20 protein-coding genes are annotated in these 17871 nt (G+C 66.3%); 8 read left to right on the top strand and 12 right to left on the bottom strand.

Going from position 1 to position 17871, the window contains the following annotated elements:
• Positions 1-114 precede the first annotated feature (114 nt).
• From NA11_RS25215 to NA11_RS25205, 3 genes are all read left to right on the top strand, one after another.
• Positions 115-627 (top strand): monooxygenase family protein, encoded by a 513-nt coding sequence (locus NA11_RS25215; RefSeq protein WP_069164482.1) that lies wholly within the window; start codon positions 115-117, stop codon positions 625-627.
• A 227-nt stretch (positions 628-854) separates the two neighbouring features.
• Positions 855-1475, top strand: a complete 621-nt coding sequence (locus NA11_RS25210; protein ID WP_069164458.1) for an arsenate reductase/protein-tyrosine-phosphatase family protein — start codon at positions 855-857, stop codon at positions 1473-1475.
• Between the two features lie 124 nt (positions 1476-1599).
• On the top strand, positions 1600-2019 hold the full coding sequence (locus NA11_RS25205) for a hypothetical protein (RefSeq protein WP_069164457.1): 420 nt from the start codon (positions 1600-1602) through the stop codon (positions 2017-2019).
• A gap of 94 nt (positions 2020-2113) precedes the next feature.
• Here the strand turns inward: NA11_RS25205 and NA11_RS25200 are convergent, their stop codons facing one another.
• From NA11_RS25200 to lgt, 6 genes are all read right to left on the bottom strand, one after another.
• Entirely contained in the window at positions 2114-2926 is an 813-nt protein-coding gene (locus tag NA11_RS25200) for an acyl-CoA thioesterase (RefSeq protein ID WP_245746157.1), read from the bottom strand.
• Positions 2927-3018: 92 nt separating this feature from the next.
• Positions 3019-4437: a pyruvate kinase gene (gene pyk / locus NA11_RS25195; RefSeq protein ID WP_174567728.1), complete on the bottom strand. Its 1419-nt coding sequence runs from the start codon at positions 4435-4437 to the stop codon at positions 3019-3021.
• 104 nt (positions 4438-4541) lie between these two features.
• Positions 4542-5210, bottom strand: a complete 669-nt coding sequence (locus tag NA11_RS25190) for an amino acid ABC transporter permease (protein ID WP_069164455.1) — start codon at positions 5208-5210, stop codon at positions 4542-4544.
• A 12-nt stretch (positions 5211-5222) separates the two neighbouring features.
• Positions 5223-5951 (bottom strand): amino acid ABC transporter substrate-binding protein, encoded by a 729-nt coding sequence (locus tag NA11_RS25185; RefSeq protein WP_069164480.1) that lies wholly within the window; start codon positions 5949-5951, stop codon positions 5223-5225.
• A 292-nt stretch (positions 5952-6243) separates the two neighbouring features.
• Positions 6244-6759 carry a TM2 domain-containing protein gene (locus NA11_RS25180; protein WP_069164454.1) on the bottom strand — a complete coding sequence of 172 codons (516 nt, stop codon included), beginning with the start codon at positions 6757-6759 and terminating at the stop codon, positions 6244-6246.
• A gap of 250 nt (positions 6760-7009) precedes the next feature.
• The gene (lgt, locus tag NA11_RS25175; protein ID WP_084655047.1) at positions 7010-8212 is read right to left on the bottom strand and encodes a prolipoprotein diacylglyceryl transferase; all 1203 of its coding nucleotides are present in this window, start codon (positions 8210-8212) and stop codon (positions 7010-7012) included.
• Between the two features lie 1250 nt (positions 8213-9462).
• Between lgt and NA11_RS25165 the strand changes: the two genes are divergently transcribed.
• On the top strand, positions 9463-9675 hold the full coding sequence (locus NA11_RS25165; protein WP_069164452.1) for a bacteriocin immunity protein: 213 nt from the start codon (positions 9463-9465) through the stop codon (positions 9673-9675).
• A gap of 132 nt (positions 9676-9807) precedes the next feature.
• On the opposite strand, the gene trpA is transcribed toward NA11_RS25165, so the two are convergent.
• From trpA to NA11_RS25140, 5 genes are all read right to left on the bottom strand, one after another.
• A complete protein-coding gene (trpA, locus tag NA11_RS25160; RefSeq protein WP_069164451.1) occupies positions 9808-10608 on the bottom strand; it encodes a tryptophan synthase subunit alpha in 801 nt (266 codons plus the stop codon).
• Positions 10605-11897, bottom strand: a complete 1293-nt coding sequence (trpB, locus tag NA11_RS25155) for a tryptophan synthase subunit beta (protein ID WP_439957094.1) — start codon at positions 11895-11897, stop codon at positions 10605-10607. Before trpB ends, trpA begins: the two co-directional genes overlap by 4 nt.
• Positions 11867-12685 carry an indole-3-glycerol phosphate synthase TrpC gene (gene trpC / locus NA11_RS25150; protein ID WP_069164450.1) on the bottom strand — a complete coding sequence of 273 codons (819 nt, stop codon included), beginning with the start codon at positions 12683-12685 and terminating at the stop codon, positions 11867-11869. Before trpC ends, trpB begins: the two co-directional genes overlap by 31 nt.
• Before the next feature lie 195 nt (positions 12686-12880).
• A complete protein-coding gene (locus NA11_RS25145) occupies positions 12881-13660 on the bottom strand; it encodes a TIGR02234 family membrane protein (protein ID WP_084655046.1) in 780 nt (259 codons plus the stop codon).
• On the bottom strand, positions 13657-15207 hold the full coding sequence (locus NA11_RS25140) for an anthranilate synthase component I (RefSeq protein WP_069164478.1): 1551 nt from the start codon (positions 15205-15207) through the stop codon (positions 13657-13659). Before NA11_RS25140 ends, NA11_RS25145 begins: the two co-directional genes overlap by 4 nt.
• 193 nt (positions 15208-15400) lie before the next feature.
• On the opposite strand from NA11_RS25140, the gene NA11_RS25135 reads away from it, so the two are divergent.
• The 4 genes from NA11_RS25135 (at position 15401) to NA11_RS25120 (ending at position 17521) form a co-directional block, all read left to right on the top strand.
• The gene (locus NA11_RS25135; RefSeq protein WP_069164449.1) at positions 15401-15700 is read left to right on the top strand and encodes a hypothetical protein; all 300 of its coding nucleotides are present in this window, start codon (positions 15401-15403) and stop codon (positions 15698-15700) included.
• A gap of 53 nt (positions 15701-15753) precedes the next feature.
• On the top strand, positions 15754-16218 hold the full coding sequence (locus NA11_RS25130; protein ID WP_069164448.1) for a peroxiredoxin: 465 nt from the start codon (positions 15754-15756) through the stop codon (positions 16216-16218).
• Between the two features lie 79 nt (positions 16219-16297).
• Complete coding sequence (locus NA11_RS25125) at positions 16298-16876, top strand: permease (RefSeq protein ID WP_084655045.1); 579 nt, start codon at positions 16298-16300, stop codon at positions 16874-16876.
• A 201-nt stretch (positions 16877-17077) separates the two neighbouring features.
• Entirely contained in the window at positions 17078-17521 is a 444-nt protein-coding gene (locus NA11_RS25120; protein WP_245746156.1) for a MarR family winged helix-turn-helix transcriptional regulator, read from the top strand.
• On the opposite strand, the gene hisI is transcribed toward NA11_RS25120, so the two are convergent.
• A complete protein-coding gene (gene hisI / locus NA11_RS25115) occupies positions 17522-17869 on the bottom strand; it encodes a phosphoribosyl-AMP cyclohydrolase (RefSeq protein WP_069164446.1) in 348 nt (115 codons plus the stop codon).
• Positions 17870-17871 lie beyond the last annotated feature (2 nt).

The following is a 17871-nucleotide window of genomic DNA, read 5'->3' as shown; positions in this document are numbered from 1 at the left end:
GCACCCCGTTTACGTCCCTGGCGGGAGATCGGGCGATGGTTCGAACTGAATGGCGGTCTGCCTCGTATTCAGGCGTAGATGGGCAGCAGGACGCCCGAGTCAGCGGAGGTTGCGATGCGGGTGAACAGGCAGACGGTCGATCTGAGCGAGTATCCGGATCTGGTCGTCATCTATCTCGGGATGCGGGTGCGCAAGCCGAGGGGGATGCTGCGGCTGCTCGGCCTCGGGCCGAAACTCTATAGCTCGCACCAGGATCGGCCGGACGGGCTGCTGTCGCACGAAGACGTGATCTGGGCGCTGTTTCCGCCGCATTGGGGCGCACGGCAGTACTGGCGTGACCTCGACAGCCTGGAGCGGTGGACTCGATCGGCGCCGCACCGGGATTGGTGGCGGAAGTTCCTGCAGGACTCCGGCGGCACCGGGTTCTGGCACGAGGCGTACTTCATGCACGGCGGCATCGACGCCATGTACGACGACATGGACGGCAAGACCGGACTGCCCAGATTCGCGCCTGCTATCGCCATGCGCGGAAGGATGTTCTCCACCAGGGGGCGAGTCGAGAACAAAGCGGCCAAGGTGGCGCCCGTGATCGACGAAAAGACCTACTACAAGGGTGAATTCGAGTAACAGGCAACTTTTATCACGGGGCAATCACAGCGTGATGTTTCCATACATCCTACGTGGGGTATGTGCACAGGGACACACTCGCACTATTGCCTCGGTCGCCCGAATGCGAACGCCCCTGAGCACGGTTTGTGTACGTCGATCGACCTGGAGATGAACATCTGTCCAGGAGCCCCATTACAGGAGGATTTCGGTCATCTGGACGGTGATTCAGCCCTTACCGTATTCCTATGCACGTCCTGTTCGTTTGCAATGGCAATGTTTGTCGTTCGGTAATTGCCGAACGCCTGACCCGAGCGATTGCGATCGACCACGACCTGCCGGACCTCACCGCCGAAAGCGCCGGAACCCGTGCACTGGTCGGTTTTCCGGCCGAACCACTCGCCGCGGAAGCGATCATCGGACTCGGCGGCGATCCGAGCGGATTCAAGGCACGACGGCTCAAGCCCGAGATGATCGACAATGCCGATCTGGTATTGACGATGACCGAACAACTGCGCGACAACGTGAGCCAGCACGGCTTCGGAGTCGGCGCCCGCACCTTCACGCTGCTGGAGGCCAGCCGGATCGCGCACGTGACCGGGGCGCGCTCGATCGCCGGGCTGCACCGGGCGCGCAACGACCTCTCCCTGGTCGGCCGGGAGAACATCGCCGACCCCGTCGGCCTCTCCGAACAGGCATATTGCGAAGTCGGCGACCGCATCGCCGAGGCATTGGTCCCGCTCATGCTGGCCTTGGCACCCTATGAACAAACGAAACCGGTGGTCGACGAGCCGGGCGGCCTGGTCATCGAACCGACGTCGAAGGCCCCCGAACTGGCCTCTTTCCTGGCGGCGCACCGCGTCCACTGACCCGGACGGCCCGATCCGACACCAGCAATACGGGGCCGCTATGTCTATTTCCGGGCCGGAGGTATTACACTCCCGCGGACAACAATTTCCGCCGTTGCTGGTTCGACACACGACAGGAATAGACATGCCGAACCGCATTTCGGATGTTTCGCTCCATGTGTATGTGACACCGGAAACTCTCGAAGCGATCGTCGAGACTGTGCGCGCGGTGGTGGACGACCACCTGCAGGACCGCGACGTGTTCGCGTGGCGCTTCACCCTGCCCGTCGACACCGACGACCGGGCTCACGTAGCGCTCGAATCCCACTGGTGCACAGCACATCCCGGGCAAGAGCCGACCGGCTGCGGCACCTACGAGATCGCGCTGAGCCTGGTCGGCGCGCCCGCCGAACTCACCGACGCCGACATCGCCGAGCTGGAACAACAACTGCGGCACCGCATCTCCGGGCTCGCAGGCAACGATCCGAGCCGGGAGATCCCGTTCTCGATCCGCGCCATGCAGCGCACCGACGTCGACCTCGACGCCGAGCGCGAACGCATCTGACGGCCCGCCGGCCACCCTGAAACGACTGCACCGCACCGACTTTCCGTACCGACGTGCGGCGCGGACGATCGATGCGGTGTGGGTCAGCGCGTGTTCAGCCCCGCGCGGGGAAGTGCCGAATCAGCCCTTCCTGCACGGTGGTTGCGAGCAGATCACCGTCACGGGAGAAGAACCGGCCGGTTGCCAGGCCACGCGAGCCTGCGGCGACCGGGGATTCGGTGGCGTAGAGCGCCCACTCGTCGAACCGGAACGGCCGGTGGAACCAGATCGAATGGTTCACCGTCGCCGCGACGATCCGGTCCAGTCCCCAGGACAGCCCGTGCGTGGTGATGATCGAATCGAGCACCGTGGTGTCCGAGGAATAGCCGAGCGTCGCCACATGCAGCAGCGGATCGTCCGGCAGCCTGCCGTCGGTGCGCATCCAGACTCGATTGTGGTTGAGCCGCTCCCCCGTGCCCTTCATGATCCAGGCCGGGTCGTTGGTGTAGCGCATGTCGATCGGATGCGGTGCCTTGATGAACATCTCCAGCTTGTCTTCCAAGCCTTCGAAGCTTTCCTCGACCCTGGGCAGCGTCTCCGGATCCGGCACGTCCGGCAGCGGGTGCCCGTGCTCGAGCCCCTTGTTCCAGTCCTGGAACGCCGCGAGCATGACGAACAGCTCCTGGTCGTCCTGGTACGCGGTGACCGTGCGGTTGGCGAACGCGCGGCCGTCCCGGTGCCGGTCTACCCGGTACTCGATCGGCTTCTTGGTGTCGCCGCCGCGCACGAAATGCGCGTTGACGGCGTGCACCGGACGATCGCCGACGGTGCGGCCCGCGGCGATGATCGCCTGCGCGACAAGCTGTCCGCCGAACGTGCGACTCCAGACCTTCTCCGGGTGCTGGCCGACGAACACGTCCTCATCCATCTGCTGCAGGTCGAGCAGACCAAGCAGCACATCAAGATCAGATCGACCTTTCGCCGACGAATCGACGACCGAGCCCAGGCTTGCACTCACAATTAATGATCCTCCTCACCGATGCGATGCACGTGGATCAGGTTGGTGGAACCGACGGTCCCCGGCGGGGAGCCCGCCACGATGACAACGAGGTCACCCTTTTGGTATCGGTCCATGGACAGAAGTGCTACATCGACCTGGTGGATCATAGCGTCGGTGCTGTCCACCGTCGGAACAATGAACGTCTCGGTGCCCCATGTCAGGGCGAGTTGGCTGCGCACCTCAGGCAGCGGCGTGAACGCGAGCAGCGGCAGCGGGGTGTGCAGGCGAGCCAGGCGGCGCACGGTGTCACCGGACTGGGTGAAGGCGACGAGCGCCTTCGCGTTGAGCCGCTCACCGATATCGCGGGCGGCGTAGGAGATGACACCGCGCTTGGTGCGCGGCACGTGGGTCAGCGGTGGCACCCTGGTCGATTCGGTCTCCACGGCGTGCACGATGCGTGCCATCGTGCGCACCGTCTCGATGGGCCACGCGCCGACCGAGGTCTCGCCGGACAGCATCACCGCGTCGGCGCCGTCGAGCACCGCGTTCGCGACGTCGGAGGCCTCGGCCCTGGTCGGGCGCGAATTCTCGATCATCGACTCCAGCATCTGGGTCGCCACGATCACCGGCTTGGCGTTCTCGCGCGCCATCTGGATCGCCCGCTTCTGCACGAGCGGCACCTGCTCCAGCGGCAGCTCGACGCCGAGGTCGCCGCGGGCGACCATGACCGCGTCGAACGCGAGCACGATGGCCTCGAGGTTGTCGATCGCCTCCGGCTTCTCCAGCTTGGCGATCACCGGCACCCGGCGGCCGACCCGGTCCATGATGTCGTGCACCAGCTCGACATCGGACGGGGACCGCACGAACGACAGCGCGATGAAGTCGACACCGAGCTTCAGCGCGAATTCCAGGTCCTCGATGTCCTTTTCGGACAGTGCGGGCACCGACACATCCATGCCGGGGAGGGAAACGCCCTTGTTGTTGGAGACCGGTCCGCCCTCGGTCACCCGACAGACGACGTCGTTGCCGTCCACGCTGGTGACGGTCAGTCCGACCTTGCCGTCGTCGACGAGCAGGCGGTCGCCCGGCTTCGCGTCCTTCGCGAGTTCCTTGTAGGTGGTCGACACCCGGTCGTGCGTTCCGTCGACGTCGTCGACGGTGATCCTTACTTCCTCGCCCGTCGCCCAGACGGTCTTACCCTCGATGAATCGGCCGAGTCGAATCTTCGGGCCCTGCAGGTCGGCGAGAATGCCGACTGCCCTGCCGAGATGATCGGACGCCGCCCGCACCTTCTTGTAGTTTTCGGCGTGATCCGCGTGTTCGCCATGACTGAAGTTCAGCCGAGCTACGTCCATGCCGCTCTCGACGAGTTCGCGGATACGGTCCTCGGTGGCCGTAGCCGGGCCGAGCGTGCACACAATCTTCGTCCGTCGCATCACGGGTGTAGAGCCTAGTCCCGTCGGGTTACCAGAGACTGCTGTGCCCTGGGTGAAAGCTGGGTGAAAATAATGAACTCCAGCTGTGGGAACATCCAAACCGGTGCTCATCGTGCAACGTGGCGGGCCAGCCGGGTTTCCAATCTGGTCTGCGCGGAACCGAGGAACAGGCAGATGACCCAGTAGTAGAGCGCGGCGACGGTATAGAGCGCGAAGAAGTCGAAGGTCGGCGCGGCCGCGAGCTGCGCGACCCGCATCAGTTCGGTCACCAGGATGAGCGAGCCGAGCGAGGTGTCCTTCACCAACGAGATGAGCGTGTTGGACAGTGGCGGCACGGCGATGCGCGAGGCCTGCGGCAGGATGATCAGCCGCAGCTCCTGCGTATACGACATGCCTAGCGCCTTGGCCGCCTCCCACTGTCCTTCCGCGACACTGAGAATGGACGCGCGCACCACCTCGGCGGCATAGCCACCGACGTTCAGGCTGAACGCGATCACCGCCGCAGGGAACGGCGGGATCACGACATTGATCAGCGGCAGTCCATAGAACACGATGTACAGCTGCACCAGCAGCGGCGTGCCCCGGATGAGCGAGATGTAGAACCGGGCGGCCGCCGACAGCGGCCACACCGGTGACATCCTGGCCAGCGCGACGAGCAACGCGATCGCCAAGCCGATGACGAAGCTGATCGCAGTCAGCGGGATCGTCGTCTTGACGGTGGCCAACAGCATCGGCCATAGGTTGTGCTGAATCAGCTCCCTGGTATCGGCATCCATGGACGGCGTCGGCTACTTGCTGACGTCGGTGCCGAAGTACTTGTCCGAGATCTTGGCGAGCGTGCCGTCGGCACGCAGCTCGCTCAGCGCCTTGTCCACGTCCTTGATCAGGGCGTCGTCCTTGCGCGCGGCGAAGGCTTGCTGGCTGGTCTCGCCGGTCTTGCCCGCGACCTTCACGTCGGACGAGCCGTTCTTCTTGGTGTACTCGGCGACGGCGAGGGTGTCGTTGACGGTGGCGTCGACCCGGCCGCTCTTCAGCAGCTGGATGGCCTGCACGAAGCCTTCCACCGCCTCCACCTTCGCACCTGCGCCGGTGGCGACCTTGCCCCAGTTGCTCGTCGCGGACTGGGCGCAGGTCTTGCCCTTCAGATCGGCGAGCGTGGTGATCGAGTTGTTGTCGGCGCGGGTGACGATGACACCGTCGGAGGTGGTGTACGGAGCGGACAGCGCGTACTTCTTCTTCCGCTCGTCGTTGATCGTCACCTGGTTGGCGACCAGATCGAAACGCTTGGCCTCGAGGCCTGCGAAGATGGCGTCCCACGGTGTCGAAACGAATTCGACCTTCTTGCCGAGCTTGTCACCGATCGCCTGGACCACGTCGATGTCGTAGCCGGTGAGCTTGCCGTCGGAGCCTTGGTAGCTGAACGGCGTGTACGTGCCTTCGGTGCCGACCTTCAACACATTCGGATCGCTGCTGCTGCCGCAGGCGGTGAGCCCGGTGGCGGCGACGATGGCGAGCATGGCGGCGGCGAACAGCTTGCGACGCACGGGTTCCCTCTCTTCGGTGTATGGACATCCCACACACAACACGCAAATCCGGCTCATGCTACGCCGGGACTTCTGCGAAGGACCCTATATCGATCATGGTGCGTAAAAGGGTTGTACCCACGTATTTCCCGGTCGCGTCGCGGGTGCGGAACGACGAACGGGCACCGCCGGATCGGCGATGCCCGTTCGTGCGGCAATGGGTCAGCTCACTTGCGCAGCCGGCGGCCTCGGCTGTCGCGGACGTTGCCGGTCAGCATGCGGTGATTCAGTCGCGCAGGGGGCGGCCGTCGCTGTCGGGAACCTTGCCGACAAGCATCAGGACCCCGTCGATGATTGGCCAGATGGCGCCGAAGCCACAGGTCAGCCAGGTGACCGCGATCTGGGCGATGGCGATGCCGTTGTAGCCGGTGTAGAAGCGGCCGACACCGAACGCGCCGAGGAAGATCTGCAGGAGGCCTGCGATCAGCTTCTGCTTGTCGGAGAACGGGACGCCGAACTGGTCACGTCCCCACGGGGCCTCCGGGTCGTTCGGGTTGTATCCCGGCGTCTGACCGTATCCGGCGGGCGGGTAACCGCCGGGCTGGCCGTACGGGTTGGCCGGGTCGTACTGCTGGCCATACGGATTCGCCGGCTGCTGGGCGTAGGGGTCCGACGGCTGCTGTGCGTACGGGTCTGACTGTGGCAACGCCGTGGTGTCCTGCGGCTTGTTCAGGTTCGGACCCGTACCGGGCGGGCCGTACTGCGGGCCGCCTTGTGGGTTCTGCTGGTAGGGGTCGGTCACTGAAATTTCCCTCCTCGTTCGCACGAGCGCGCTACTCGCCGCCCGGCATCGGATCGATGGCCGAACGGAGGACGCTCGCAACGGTCAGTCGACATTGTCGTCGGACCGGTGCGGTTTGTCGCCCCGTAGCCTCGGCATTCCTCCGGGTATCGTCCGCGGCGGTGGCCTGCGTTATCAGCGATCGGGAAATTCGGGGCAAACTTGGTGCCTGATCGGTGCCGCCACGTATTACGCGGCGGCACCGAGGGGTTCAGGACTTGTCGGAGTCGGCGCCCGTCTTCGTGGCGGCGGTGTCGTCGGTCTTGCTCGACTCCGCCTTGTCCGCGCCTGCCGATGCCTTGCTCGTATCGGCGGAGTCCTCGGCGGCGTCCTTGGTCAGGTCCACAGCGTCATCGGACGCACTCGAGTCGGGGTCGTCGGCCGTGGGTTCGTCCGGCGAGGCGTCCTTGTCCGCGGTCGAATCCTTGGTCAGCACAACCGTATCCGTGGCGGCGTCGGTCGCGGTCGCCGCGCCCGCGGCCCGGAGTGCGCCGAACTGCCACGGCCACGGGCGTGGAACCGCGCCCGGCTGGAGTTGCTCGGCGACTTCCTTGCCCTTGGTCGCGAAGATGAAATAGGCGATGGCCGCGAGGAATACGACGGCGGAGGTGAACGAGTTGATGCGGATGCCCGCGATCTTGGTGGCCTCGTCGTCGCGCATCAGCTCGACGAAGAAGCGGCCGAAGCTGTAGCCGGCGACATAGAGGGCGAACAGGCGACCGTGGCCGATCCGGTACCGCTTGTCCAGCCGGACGAGCACGATCACGATGAGCACGTTCCAGATCAGCTCGTAGAGGAACGTCGGATGCACGACCTTGTCGACGACGCCGTTGGAGACGCCGTTCATCGCGTCCGGCTTCAGGTTGTCGTTGTAGCGGAAGTAGATCTCCAGGCCCCAGGGCAGCTCGGTGGTACGACCGTACAACTCTTGGTTGAAGTAGTTGCCGAGGCGGCCGATGGCCTGCGCGAGCAGGATCGGCGGGGCGATCGCATCGCCCAACGCGGGCAACGGGATCCGATACACCCGGCAGCCGATCCAGGCGCCGACGCCGCCGAGCGCCACCGCACCCCAGATGCCGAGGCCGCCGTTCCAGATCTCCAACGCGGCCATGGGGTCGCCGTCGGCGCCGAAGTACTTGGGCCAATCGGTGGCGACGTGATACAGCCTGCCGCCGACCAGGCCGAACGGCACCGCGAACATCGCGACATCCAGGATCGCCCCCGGCTGCCCGCCACGGTCCCGCCAGCGCCGCTCACCCCACCAGATGGCGACGATGATGCCGAGGATGATGCACAACGCGTAGGCACGCAGCGGAAACGGACCGATGTGCCATACACCCTGCGGTGGACTGGGAATGTAGGCCAGCACAGTGCTGTTGGCCGCGACACTGTCTGCCAGGACTCGTAAGGTCACGGGGCCACCGTAGCGGAGAAGGCGGCTACCGCACGTCGGGACCACCGCGTGGCGTGCCTCTGCCCGGCGCGGGTCCACCTACCAGTACCGAGTGAGAGTGCGCTGTAAATGTGCGCTGAAAAGCTCGAATTCGAAGCGACAGCGCATTTCACACGCATGAGCTCCGAACGCGCTGTTCCCGCTCCGAGTTGACTCGTGGAGGGGTGAGGTCGTGTTCGATGTCGGTGCGTATGCGGTCGTTGTGAGTGGCGACGATGACGGTTGCGCCTGCCAGCCCGACTCGATCGAGAACCTCAGCGTAGCGAATCGAACGATGTCCCCGGGTGGTGAGTGCCAGGCGCAGATTCTCGGCGGTGGGCGACAGCCAAAATCGTGGCGAACGCCGCGATCGCAATGACGGCCATACCCGTGGCCGGTAACAGACGCCACCAATCAGGTGCCGGTGTGAGGAACGGGGGTGCTGGAATACCGAGGTCGGTGTACACCGCGATGTCGCGTGCCCCAATCCGCACCCCCTTCCGTGGATCCACGCCCCGTTCTAAAGTTGGTCGACTGATCACGAGGTACTGAGGTAGGCATCCGCCGAGAAGCCACCTGCACCAGTACCCCCTCGCCCTGAAAGCCACCCATCTAATCCCACATACCGGGATCGCAGGCCAACCGACACCGGCTACCACGCCCAGCCCCGCCTTCAGCTCCGAACTCCGCACCCGTTCTATGGATCCGCACCCGTTCTGGACGCCCAGAACCAGTGCGGATCCACAGAACGAGTGCGGATCCGAGTCTTAGATCGTGAACCCCCGCGAACCCGCATACCTTTTGAGTTCCCGCACACGATCTGGCATGCGAAATCGTGTGCGGGAACTCAAAAGGTATGCGCCTCAGGGTCTTTGATTTTCAAGCTCGCTAAACTGGACAACAGCCAGATGACCCGGCAGCAGGCGGCGTCGATCGATCGTCCTTACGAGGCGATGGTGGCTGAGCGGATGCCTTCGGCGAGTTCGGTGGTGCGGTGCGGACTGCGGCGAGGCTTTCGGCTGCGGCGATGATCGATGTCGCCGAGCGGCTTCCAATTGCGGGGTTGTTGCTGACTGTGGCAGCTTTGCATTCCGGTGGATAGTCGAGTTCATGGATCAACGTCCTGAGCTGCTTCCCTGCTGGTAGACCAGTGGTCGGATTTCGCCGAGCTCGAAGCAGGCCGCTCGCTCGAGGATTTCGCCACCGAGGCCGCCCGGCCGTATCACCCGAGGGTGCCCGACATCACCCGCGACGAACTCATCGAGATCATTGGCCGTGTGATGGTCGGCGACAGCAACACCGACTACTTCCTGCGACTTTTGAACGCAAATATGTCCTACCCTGCGATCACGGATCTGATCTTCCATCCGCCGCCGGAATCGAGGGATGCCTCGGCCGAGCAGATCGTCGACATAGCGCTGAGCCACCGGCCAATTGCGATGTAAGACATGGGATATCGCAGGCTGGGACCGGTCGATGCTGCCGCAACGGTGTGTGCCTATCGGCGATAAAGGCCTCGCAGGCAAAGAATTCCAGTCCCGTCAGGGGGAGCACGGAATTCCCCGGCGGCGAGGCGATCAGGAGGCGACGGTCGCCGACCGCACGCCCTCGGCGAGTTCGGCGGTGAGGGCGCGGACCGCGTCGAGGCTCTCGCCCGCGGCGGTGACCAGGGCCGAGCCGACGATGACTCCGTCTGCGTAGGAAGCGATTTCGGCCGCCTGGGCGCCCGAGCGGACGCCGAGGCCGACGCCGATCGGGATGTCGCTGTGTGCGCGGATCCGGGCGCAGAGCGCGGGTGCGGCGGAGGACACGGCGTCGCGGGCGCCGGTGACGCCCATCGTCGACGCGGCGTACACGAAACCGCGAGACGCGCTCAGTGTCTTGACCAGACGCTCCTCGGTGGAGGACGGCGCGACCAGGAAGATCCGGTCCAGGTTGTGCGTGGACGAGGCGACGAACCAGTCGTCGGCCTCCTCCGGAATGAGATTGGGCGTGATGATGCCTGCACCACCCGCGGTGGCGAGATCGCGCGCGAAACGGTCGACGCCGTACTTCAGCACCGGGTTCCAGTAGCTCATCACCACGGCCTGGCCGCCCGCACTGGTGATCGCCTCGACGACGGAGAACACGTCGTGCACGCGCACACCGCCACGCAGCGCCTGTTCGGCGGCGTGCTGGATGGTCGGGCCGTCCATCACCGGATCGGAGTAGGCGACGCCGACTTCGACGATGTCGCAACCGGATTCGACCATCGCGCGGACGACCTCGATGGAACCGGCCAGATCGGGGTAGCCTGCGGGCAGGTAGCCGATGAGCGCGGCGCGGCCTTCAGCACGAGCGGCAGCAAACGTATTCGCGAGACGCGACTGCTGACTCACGACTGCGTCGCCCCCTCATCCAACAGCCCGAACCACCGGGCCGCCGTATCCATGTCCTTGTCGCCGCGGCCGGACAGGTTGACCAGGATGATCGCGCCCGGTCCGAGTTCCTTGCCCAGTTGCAGCGCGCCCGCGACCGCGTGTGCCGACTCGATCGCCGGGATGATGCCCTCGCTGCGGCTGAGCAGCAGCAGCGCGTCCATCGCCTCGGTGTCGGTGATCGGGCGGTATTCGGCGCGGCCGACGTCCTTGAGCAGCGCGTGCTCGGGGCCGACGCCCGGGTAGTCGAGACCGGCCGAGATCGAATGCGATTCGATGGTCTGGCCGTCCTCGTCCTGCAGCAGGTACGAGTAGGCGCCTTGGAACGCGCCTGGCGTGCCGCCGGTGAAAGTTGCGGCGTGCCGCCCGGTTTCGACGCCGTCGCCTGCCGCCTCGTAGCCGATCAGGCGGACGTCGGCGTCGTCGAGGAAGGCGTGGAAGATGCCGATGGCGTTGGAGCCACCGCCGACACATGCGACAACCGCGTCGGGCAGCTGGCCGGTGCTTTCCTGCACCTGCACCCTGGCCTCCAGTCCGATGACGCGCTGGAAGTCGCGCACCAGCATGGGGAACGGGTGCGGGCCCGCGGCCGTGCCGAAGCAGTAGTAGGTGTCGTCGGCGTTGCTCACCCAGTCGCGCAGCGCCTCGTTGATCGCGTCCTTGAGGGTCTGCGAACCGGTGGTCACCGACACGACCTCGGCGCCGAGCAGCCGCATGCGGGCCACGTTCAGCGCCTGCCGCGCGGTGTCGACGGCGCCCATGTAGATCACGCAGTCGAGGCCGAGCAGCGCGCATGCGGTGGCGGTGGCGACGCCGTGCTGGCCTGCGCCGGTCTCCGCGATGACGCGGGTCTTGCCCATCCGCTGGGCAAGCAGGGCTTGGCCGAGCACATTGTTGATCTTGTGAGAACCGGTGTGGTTCAGGTCTTCTCGCTTAAGCAGGATGCGCGCGCCGCCCGCATGCTCGGCCAGGCGGATACATTCGAACACCGGCGACGGCCGGCCGGTGTAGTCGCGCTGCAGCCGATCGAGCTCATTGAGGAAGTCCGGATCGAGGCGCGCCTTCTCGTAGGTCGCGGTGACCTCTTCGATCACGGCCATGAGCGCCTCTGGCACATGCCTGCCGCCGTAGACGCCCCAGTGGCCGCCCGCGTCGGGTTCATGGTTACTGCGGTGTGCGACGCCTTCGCTTGCCTGAGGTAGGCCCCCCGTCACCGTCGTCACCGGCCCCGCCGGGCCGGCTTCGGGCACGAAGGATGGGTGCCTGCGGTCACCAACTCGGACACGGCGGCCCGCGGATCACCGCTGGTCACCAGGCCCTCGCCGACGAGCACCGCGTCCGCACCCGCGCCCGCGTAGGCCAGCAGGTCGGCGGTGCCACGGATGCCGGACTCGGCGATCCGGATGACCTCGGTGGGCAGGCCCGGCGCGATCCTGGCGAACACATCGCGGTCGACCTCGAGCGTCTTGAGGTTGCGGGCGTTGACCCCGATCACCGAGGCGCCTGCCTCGAGCGCGCGGTCGGCCTCTTCCTCGGTGTGCACCTCGACGAGCGCGGTCATGCCGAGCGATTCGGTGCGGTCGATCAGCGAGGACAGCACGTCCTGCTCCAGCGCCGCGACGATCAGCAGGATCACGTCGGCGCCGTGCGCGCGGGCCTCATGGATCTGGTACGGCCCGACGACGAAGTCCTTGCGCAGGATCGGGATGCTCACGGTCGCGCGGACCGCGTCCAGGTCGTCGAGCGACCCGTGGAAGCGGCGACCCTCGGTGAGCACGCTGATGATCCGCGCGCCGCCGTCCTCGTACGCCTTGGCCAGGCTGGCCGGGTCGGGGATGTCGGCGAGCTCGCCCTTGGAGGGGCTGGCCCGCTTCACCTCGGCGATCACGCCGATGCCGTCTTCGAGGAGTGCCGCGCGCGCGTCCAGCGGGGACGACGTCGCCGCTGCGGCCGCCTTGATCGCCTGGAAATCGAGGAGGGCTTCCCGAGCGGCCACATCCGCGCGGACCCCGTCGAGAATCGAGTCGAGTACCGTCATCTGGCTCGAATCCTTTCTGGGGAGACGGACTTGCTGCCTGAGAATCCCCCCAGGCGCTGTCTCACCGATGCTGACAAAGAATAAATGGCCGTACCGGCCGCGTTTGCGCCGGGGCTTGTTGTGGACCAGGCAACCAGTCCGTGCACAAGGTGTGCACCACCACAGTCACCGTTCGCTGATGTGTCAGCGGATACATCAGCGGACACGTTTACCCTCCGCGCCCGAGTCCGGATCGTCGGGCCGCCCACCGGAGTTCACCGCGTCCTCGGTCGGGTCGGTGCCCGCGTCCAAGGCGTCCCACAGCACCCGCTCGGAGAGTTGGCCGGCGCCAGGGGTCGCTGCCTCGGTGCGCTGCTGCTGTGACACCTGCTCGGCGGCGGCGGCACGACGGGACACCGGGTTGTCGTACTTGCCGGAGAGCCGTGCGGTGCCCTGCGGCATCCTCGTCAGCAACGCGCCCGCCGCGAACGCGGCCAGTGCGCCGAGCAGGGCGAGGACGGCGGGCAGCGCGGCCGTGGTCGCCTCGCCGACCTGCGCCCTGGCCGGGAGCTCGGCCAGCCTGGCGGCCCGCTCGGCGATCTTGCCGGAATTGGTGAGCAACGCGAAGGCAGGCACCGCCGCCACGGCGGCGACCAAGGCGATGAGCACGCCGAGTATCCGGCGCAACCAGCCACGGGTAGCGAGCACGGCCGCGATGGAAGCCAGCAACACCAGGGCGAGCGGGGTCAGCGCGCCGAACCAGACGCCGCCGTTGAGGTGATCGGTGCGTGGTTCGGTCAGTCCGTCGGAGGACGTGACCGTCACCCACGTCATCCGCGATGCGCCCCAGAGCGCCGCGGCAGCGCAGGCCAGCAGGACGAGGGCACCGGCGGGGTACTTGCGGGCAGCTGCTCCACCTTCCCCGCCATTGCCTTTCGGCCCGGATTCCGCGTCGCGGTCAGGGTCGGCGTCTTGGCCGGATTCGGCTGCCGTCATGTGTCGTCGCTGTTCGTCGGCTCACTGTAGGCACGGACCGTCTTGGCGGCGGCGATGGCCTTGAGCACGGCCATCGCCTTGTTGCGCGCTTCGATGTCCTCGTAGTCGGGGTCCGAGTCGGCGACCACGCCAGCGCCCGCTTGGACGTAAGCAGTGCCGTCCTTCAGCAGCGCGGTCCGGATGGCGATCGCGGTGTCCGCGTCGCCCGCGAAGTCGAGGTAGCCGACGACGCCGCCATACACGCCGCGACGAGTGGGTTCGAGCTCCTCGATGAGTTCCATCGCGCGCACCTTCGGCGCACCGGAGAGCGTCCCTGCCGGGAAGCAGGCGCGCACCGCGTCGAGGGCGATCTTGCCTGCGGCGAGCCGGCCCGACACCGTCGAAACCAGGTGCATCACATGGCTGTAGCGCTCGATGTGCCGGTATTCGGTGACCCGCACCGTGCCCGGCTGGCACACCCGCCCCAGGTCGTTGCGGCCGAGGTCGACGAGCATCAGGTGCTCGGCGTTCTCCTTCTCGTCGGCGAGCAGGCCCTTCTCCAGCAGCAGGTCGTCCTCTTCGGTGACCCCGCGCCAGCGGGTGCCCGCGATCGGATGTGTGGTCGCCACACCCTCTTTCACGGTCACCAGCGATTCCGGGCTCGACCCGACGATGGAGAACGCGGTGCCGCCGTCGCCGTCCGGCACGTGCAGCAGGTACATGTACGGGCTCGGGTTCGAGGCGCGCAGCATCCGATACAGGTCGAGCGGCGCACCGTCGTAGTCCATTTCGAAGCGCTGCGAGAGCACCACCTGGAACGCCTCGCCCGCCTCGATCTCCTTGACCAGGCGCCGCACCCCGGCACCGAATTCCTCGGTGGTGCGCTTGCGCCGGAACTGCGGCTCGGGCTGATCGAAGACCGACACCGTCGACGGTGCGGACGCGGCGAGCGCCTCGGTCATCCGGTCCAGCCTGGCCAACGCGTCGTCGTAGGCCTCGTCGACGTTGTCGGCGGTGCCGTTCCAGTTGACCGCGTTGGCGATCAGCGTGATCGCGCCTTCGTGGTGGTCGAACGCGGCGAGGTCGGTGGCGAGCAGCAGCACCATCTCGGGCAGCTGCAGGTCGTCGAGGGCAAGGTTCGGCAGCCGTTCGATCCGGCGCACCGCGTCGTAGCCGAGGTAGCCGACCATGCCGCCGGTCAGCGGCGGCAGGCCGGGTAGGCGCTCGGTCTGCAGTAACTCCAGGGTTTCGCGCAGCGCCAGCAGCGGATCGCCGCCAGAGGGCGCGTCGACCGGAATGTTGCCGAGCCACGCGGCTTCCCCGTCGACGACGGTGAGCGCCGATGGACTACCGGCGCCGATGAACGACCAGCGCGACCACGATCGCCCGTTCTCCGCGGACTCGAACAGGAAGGTTCCTGCTCGATCACCGGCCAGCTTTCGGTAGGCGGAGAGCGGAGTTTCGGAGTCCGCCAACACCTTTCGGATTACTGGTACCACTCGATGCTCCGCGGCCAGCTGGTGGAACTGTTCGCGGGTCGTGGTAGTGGGAGTCGACGCGCCGGGCATGATCACATCATCCCAGGCCGGGCCGACAAGTCCGACAGCGGTGTCGCGACGACGGCCCGCTATCCACTCGAATTCACTTCCGTAACAAACTCGACCGCCCGGTTCTCATGCCCGCGCAAGCCGGGTGACACACGTCTCTACACTCGCTCCGTTCCATCTCGCACGCGGTATCCATATCGAGAGGAGTCAACTGATGTACCCCTCGCAACCGGAGGGTCGGCACGCCGCTCCAGGCGGTGCGGCGAACCAGCCCCCACGGATGGTCGGACTGCAGCAGAAAGCGGGCGCCCAGGGCGCCGGTGCGCCTGGCGCGCTAGCTACCTTCGTCACCTACGCGAAGGCACTCGAATCCCTGGACAAGAACCATTTCCCGGACGAATACGCCACGCACGCGGACCGCATCAAGGAACTCAAGCCGTTCCTGCGCGCGCACGGCATTCTCGACGTCATGCAGATCAAGAATCCGGAAGTAGCCGCCCTTCTCGGCGTATAGCCGGACATTGGACGGGTACCGGGTGCGACAAGTGCCCGGTACTGTCCCTTTCTATGCAAACAGGTCAGCTCGCCCCCCAATTCGAGCTTCCCGATCAGTCCGGCACCGTCCGTTCGCTCGACGCGCTGCTTGCCGACGGTCCGCTTGTCCTGTTCTTCTATCCGGCCGCAAACACCCCCGTCTGCACCGCGGAGGCCTGCCACTTCCGCGACACGGCCGCTGATTTCGCCGCCCTCGGCGCCTCGTGCGTCGGGATCAGCACGGACGGCGTCGACACCCAGGCGGGCTTCGCCGACAAGCAGGGTCTCGGCTATCCGCTGCTCTCCGACCGGGACGGCGCGGTCGCCGCGCAGTTCGGGGTCAAGCGCGGGCTGCTCGGCAAGCTGGCTCCGGTCAAGCGGCACACCTTCGTGATCGAGCAGGACCGGACGGTCAGCAAGATCATCACCGGCGAGCTGCGCGCCAACGTGCACGCCGACGAGGCGCTGAAGTTCCTGCGCCAGCGCACCACGCAGTAGCGGCCCACCTGGACGGTCGTACCGGAAACGCCGGAGCGATCACCGCGTTTCCGCCGCGCACCCGGCTTACGCTGGGCACATGACTGCGAGCGACGGACAGCTGAAGCAGAAATCGACCGGTCCCGCCTGGAAGACCTGGCTCATCGGCGGGGTGGCGGTCGTCGCCATCCTGTTCGTCGCCTACTTCATCCTGTCCGCGTTCATCCCGCGGTGGTGGGCGCAGCGGATCGCGGAGATGGTGAACGGCAGCTTCGCCAAGGGCATCGGCTGGGGCCTGGCGTACGGCGGCCTGTGCACCGTCATCCCGCTGTTCCTGCTGCTGTTCGCGGTGCGCGTCTGGCGAAAGCGGGCAGGCCGGTTCCTCGCAGGCGTCGCCGCGGTCCTCGCGGTGCTCGTCGCGATCCCCAACCTGATGACGCTCACCATCGTGCTCGGCGGCAGCAACGCCGCCCACGCCGGGCAGCGCATCCTCGACGTCGACGCGCCTGCCTTCCGCGGCGCAGCGCTCGTCGGCGCGATCGCCGCCGCCGTCGTCTTCCTCGCGGCGCTGCTGCTGATCGCCACCCGGTGGTGGCGGCGCAGGCACCCCAAGAATCAGGCGCCTGCCGTGCCGCAGATGACCGGTGGTCCCGCCATGACGCGACCGGAAGGTCTGTGAGTGAGCTCACGTCACATCGCATCTTCATGACGACCGAGCGAAGTCGTGGCAAACTCAGAACCACGGGTGACTGTGAACATGCTTTTCAATAATCGATAGACTTACTAACAAAACCACGTCACTTGGCTTGAAAGAAGGCACACAGTGACGAAGTGGCTCGACCCCGTCGAACAACGAGCTTGGCGCGCGATCGTCGCGCTCATGACGCGTCTACCAGGCGCTTTGGATACCCAGTTGCAGCGTGAATCCGGAGTCACCCATTTCGAGTATTGGGTTCTGACCCTCCTCTCCGAGGAACCGGGCCATCGGCTGCAGATGAGTGACCTTGCCCACAAGGCAAATGCATCGCTATCGCGGCTGTCGCACGTGGTGTCCAAGCTGGAGCGGATGGGCTGGGCGGAGCGCTCGGCTACCGCCGGGCGGCGTGGCGTCCAGGCGGTACTGACAGACGACGGCTACCACAAGGTCGTCGAAGCGGCTCCCGGTTATCTGGATGCGGTGCGCCACTTGGTATTCGACGGTTTGACACCCGAACAGACCGCCCAGCTGGCGCAGCTCAGCGAAACGCTCGCCGAACACCTCGGCGACGCACTCAGCCGGGTGAGCACCCCCGCTTCGGACGACCCGCCCGCGGCCGCCCAGTAATCAGGACTGTTCGGACAGCAGCACATCCGTGTCGAAGCAGGTGTGCGTGCCGGTGTGACAGGCAGCGCCCTCCTGATCGACGACGAGCAACACAGTGTCGCCGTCGCAATCGAGGCGCACCTCGTGCACGTACTGGGTGTGCCCTGAGGTCTCCCCCTTGACCCAGTACTGCTGGCGCGACCGCGAAAAGTAGGTCGCCTTCCTGGTTTCCAGTGTGCGGGCCAGCGCCTCGTCGTCCATCCACGCGACCATCAGCACGTCCCCGGTGCCCCGTTCCTGCGCGACGGCAGCCACCAGCCCCTGGTCGTTGCGCTTGAGCCGGGTGGCGATGGCAGGATCGAGAGTCATTG

The organism is Nocardia altamirensis NBRC 108246 (assembly GCF_001612685.1).
Taxonomy (GTDB): domain Bacteria; phylum Actinomycetota; class Actinomycetes; order Mycobacteriales; family Mycobacteriaceae; genus Nocardia; species Nocardia altamirensis.
The sequence above is the reverse complement of the archived record's forward strand: the minus strand, read 5'-3'. Positions and strand labels throughout refer to the sequence as shown.